At 47.8% G+C, this 4,098-nt stretch carries 4 protein-coding genes; 3 read left to right on the top strand and 1 reads right to left on the bottom strand.

Annotated features, from left to right (window positions below):
* Positions 1-397 precede the first annotated feature (397 nt).
* The gene (locus M3200_RS09470; RefSeq protein ID WP_022383283.1) at positions 398-1,306 is read right to left on the bottom strand and encodes a DciA family protein; all 909 of its coding nucleotides are present in this window, start codon (positions 1,304-1,306) and stop codon (positions 398-400) included.
* A gap of 217 nt (positions 1,307-1,523) precedes the next feature.
* Here M3200_RS09470 and M3200_RS09465 point away from each other — a divergent pair, with 217 nt between their 5' ends.
* The 3 genes from M3200_RS09465 to M3200_RS09455 all read left to right on the top strand — a co-directional run.
* On the top strand, positions 1,524-2,480 hold the full coding sequence (locus M3200_RS09465) for a PPK2 family polyphosphate kinase (RefSeq protein ID WP_022383282.1): 957 nt from the start codon (positions 1,524-1,526) through the stop codon (positions 2,478-2,480).
* Positions 2,481-2,514: 34 nt separating this feature from the next.
* The gene (locus M3200_RS09460) at positions 2,515-3,513 is read left to right on the top strand and encodes a PPK2 family polyphosphate kinase (protein ID WP_022383281.1); all 999 of its coding nucleotides are present in this window, start codon (positions 2,515-2,517) and stop codon (positions 3,511-3,513) included.
* A 231-nt stretch (positions 3,514-3,744) separates the two neighbouring features.
* Positions 3,745-4,098 (top strand): outer membrane beta-barrel protein (locus M3200_RS09455; RefSeq protein ID WP_288178279.1); only part of this gene is annotated, 354 nt, incomplete at its 3' end.

Raw genomic sequence — 4,098 nt, 5'->3', positions numbered from 1 at the left:
TTTTGTCACAGCCCCTTTTGCCGCTGGTGCTGTTTCCCTTTTTCTTACTCCCTTTATCCATCCCAAAAATGTTTCACGTGAAACATTTTGCTTCCTCTTTTCTAAAAATTGTTTCACGTGAAACAATTGAAAGGGGCTGTGACAAAATCCGTTAAAACGTTGCTTCTTCCTTTTCTCGAGCGAAGCGAGGTTTAAGGGTGTTAACCTTGCTCCGAAGGAGAAGGTCCCGGCGAAGCCGGGGAATACAGTAGTTCTCGAGCAAAGCGAGGTTTTGAGGTTTTCAGACAGAACCAATAAATACATTTGTTAGATAATCCGTTAATGAAATATCCCAATGGAAAAAGGAGCTGTGACGAGATGATTGTACATTTCGTCATAGCTCCTTGATTCTCCTTTTTCAGTCCCATTTTTTCTCAGGCATGTGCTGGAGGATGTTTTCTGCTTCCTGTTCTGAGATTTCGTTGATGGGTTTGTGGATGAGGAGGGCGAGGAGTTTTCTTTTTTCTTCGGCTCCGCTGTGTTTCTGGAATATGTTTTCTTTGTATCTGTGGATGAGGATATCTCTGGCTTCTTCGTATTCGCTGTAGCCGCAGCCGATGATGGAGCGGACTTGCTGGAAGGTGTAGTGGGGGTATTTCTTGAGGAGGAGGACGGCTCTGTGTTTGATATTCCTGTCGAAGATTCTCTGACAGTTGGGGCAGAGTTTCTGGTTCTTGTCCTTCTGGTCGAAGAGAGCTCCGCACCAGGCGCAGGGTTTGTAGCCGGCGGCGGCTTCGCCTTTCCTGATTTTGAGAACTTCTGTCATGAGGTCCTGGAAGGGCTGCTTCAGTTTGTCGTTTCCGACGTGGCCTTCGACCCAGTTTTCAATCCATTTTTCCTCGCCTTCGGTGAGGTCCTGGCTGTACATTTTCTGCTCTTCTTCGATTTTATGGTTGACGGGATCCAAAGTCGAGTAGGCTTTTTCCTTTTTCTGCCTGGGGCCTGCGATGAAGCGGATGTCTTTGAATCGTTTCCCGAATTCGTCTTCGGAGAGGCGTTTCAAAAGGTCGCCTTTCATCATGAAGAGGTGCTGGAGGAAGACGGAGTTCGTGACGGCGATGACCAGGGTGTCGTCTTTCCAGCTTTTGATGTAGGATTCCTTGGCGAGCATGTCGCCGACGATGTTCTTCCACCGTTTCTGGAAGAGGAAGAACTGGAAGCCGTCATTTCCGAAGATTTTCTTGCTGGTGAAGGAGTCGGAGAAGACCTGGTCGATGCCGGCCATGACTTTATATCGTTTGCCTTTGTCTTTATGGTTTTCTTCCATGATGCCCTCCTTCGATGATTTCTTTCTTCCATTATACTATAAATTTCCCGGATTATGACTTTCCGCATTTGGCACAAGGTTTACCGAAAAGTATGGAAAACAATTGTCTTATTCTAATTTGTTATAATTCGTTTAGATTCTATTAACTCTTTCTATGTTATGAATTATAATATATATATGCATTTGTTGGAATGAATTCCGAAAGGGGGGATTTCCTTTGGCTGATGAAATCAAGGACGGCAAGGTAGATGTTACCCGTTACATGGTCAAAGAAGGCGAAAAGGTCAATCTGAAGAAATACAGCACGAAGTGCGATGTTTCTATAGACAAGTCTCAGGTGAAGAATCTGTATTTCCCGCAGGTGATCGAAAAGCTCAAGGATCTGCAGGAGAAATTGTACGCGCAGAATACGTACGGGCTCGTGGTCGTGCTCCAGGCGATGGATGCGGCCGGCAAGGACGGTACGATCAATCATGTCTTTGCAAGTTTGAATCCTGGCGGTGTGAAGGTGGTTTCCTTCAAGCAGCCGACTACGGAGGAAAAAGACCACGATTACATGTGGCGTATCAATAAGGCGCTGCCGGAACGCGGGGATATCGGGATTTTCAACCGTTCGCAGTATGAGGATGTCATCGTGACGCGCATCCATGACCTGGTCCATCAGGGCCAGCTGCCACAGAATCTGGTGAATAAGAATATCTGGGAAGAACGCTACGAGCAGATCAATAACTGGGAGAAGTACCTTCGTCAGAACGGGTTCATGATGATCAAGATTTTCCTCCATGTATCGAAGGAAGAGCAGCAGAAGCGCCTGATCGACCGTATCGTGAACCAGCAGAAAAACTGGAAATTCTCGATGTCGGATATCAATGAAAGGCAGTACTGGGACCGCTATCAGGAGCTATATGAGGAAATGATTTCGAAGACGTCGAAAGACATTTCGCCATGGTTCATCATACCGGCAGACCAGAAGTGGTACACCCGCTACATCGTCGCCCTCATCACGCTGCAGGCGCTGAAGAAAATCGATCCGCAGTTCCCGAAGCTGGATCCGGAAGTACAGAAGCAGCTGGAAACGTTCAAGAAGCTCATCGCCCAGGTGGACGTGAAGGAACTGGCAGAAATCCAGACGACGCTTTCCGAGAAGGCATCGAAGGAAAACAAGGAAAACTAAAACAACAAAATAAAATGTAAAGGGGAAACCTGTCATGGAGAACGAGACAAAAGGAAAGACCGAAGTAAATGATGTCAAAGAAATCAAAGACGTAAAAGACTACAAGGATGCGAAAATAAAAATTGACATCGATAGATACCGCGTCAAGGAAGGCGATACGATCAACCTTAAGAAGTTCGCCACGTACTGCGATCAGGATGTGGACAAGAGTGCCGTGAAGAACTATGCATTCCCGCAGGCACTTGATGAAATCAGCCTGTTGCAGGCGAAGCTTTTCGCGCAGAGCACTTACGGGCTCATCATCGTCCTGCAGGCGATGGACGCTGCCGGCAAGGACAGCACAATCAAGCACGTATTCTCTCATCTCGATCCGAACGGGGTCCACGTCATTTCCTTCAAGCAGCCGACCGAAGAGGAAAAGGACCACGATTACATGTGGCGCATTAACAAAGCCCTTCCACGCCGCGGGGATATCGGCGTATTCAACCGTTCCCACTATGAAGACGTCATCGTTTCCCGCGTCCATAATCTGATCGAGCAGGGCAAGATGCCGAAGAACCTCATCAGCAAGGATATCTGGGATATACGCTACCGTCAGATCCGCGACTGGGAAACGTACCTGAATGAAAACGGCTTCCCAATCGTCAAGATTTTCCTGCACGTATCGAAGGATGAACAGCGCGACCGCCTGGCCGAACGAATCCTCAACAAGCAGAAGAACTGGAAATTTTCCATGGCAGATATCAACGAACGCCGCTACTGGGACCGTTACCAGGAACTGTACAGCGAAATGATTTCCGAAACCTCCCTGAAAGAGGCGCCATGGTACATCGTCCCGGCTGACCAGAAATGGTACACTCGCTACGTCGTCGCCCAGATCGTCATCAAGGCACTGAAGGACATCGCGCCGAAGTTCCCTGAAATGTCGAAGGAAATCAAGGATCAGCTCGAAGAATTCAGGAAGCTGATCGAAAGCGGCTCCGTCGGCATGATCGAGGAAATGCAGGACATGATGCTCCCCTCTGACAAGTAATAAAAGAAACGCATAAAATAGCAGCGTATTTCTGATTTCCTTGATAAGAAGGAAGCAGAAACGCCCATTTTACCGCAGGTACAAATTAAGGCAGGCCATAAAAAAGAAGCGGAAGGAGGATAAGAAGAATCACGTCCTTAACCGCTTCTTTTCATTATGGTATAATGGAATAGATACTAGGAATAGAAACTTTGAAATTATTGAAATGATTGATTGCGAGAGGTGAAACTTATGAAGAAAATTATTGCGGCTATGATCGCACTGGCAGCAGTTTCCAGCGCAGCATACGCATCTCCTCTGACGACGTACCAGAAGGGACAGACTGAAATCAACGTAGGCATGTGGGACGCATCCGCGAAATCCAATGGCTATAAATCCGACGGCGAATGGAACTTCACCGGCGGCCTGACATACGGCATCAATGACAAATGGGCTGCTCAGTACCAGTACACAGGCCTTTCCACCGACCACACCGGCGGAAATATGAACGAACTGAATGCTCTCTACTCCATCAATCCGGAAGTGGCAGCCTTCGGCGGCTGGAACCGCATACATATGTCCGACTTCCCGGACCGCGTATTCGGC

The sequence above is a fragment of the Dialister sp. CAG:357 genome (assembly GCF_000435155.1).
In the GTDB taxonomy this organism is placed as follows: Bacteria; Bacillota; Negativicutes; order Veillonellales; family Dialisteraceae; genus Dialister; species Dialister hominis.
This window is presented reverse-complemented; position numbering and strand designations above follow the sequence as displayed.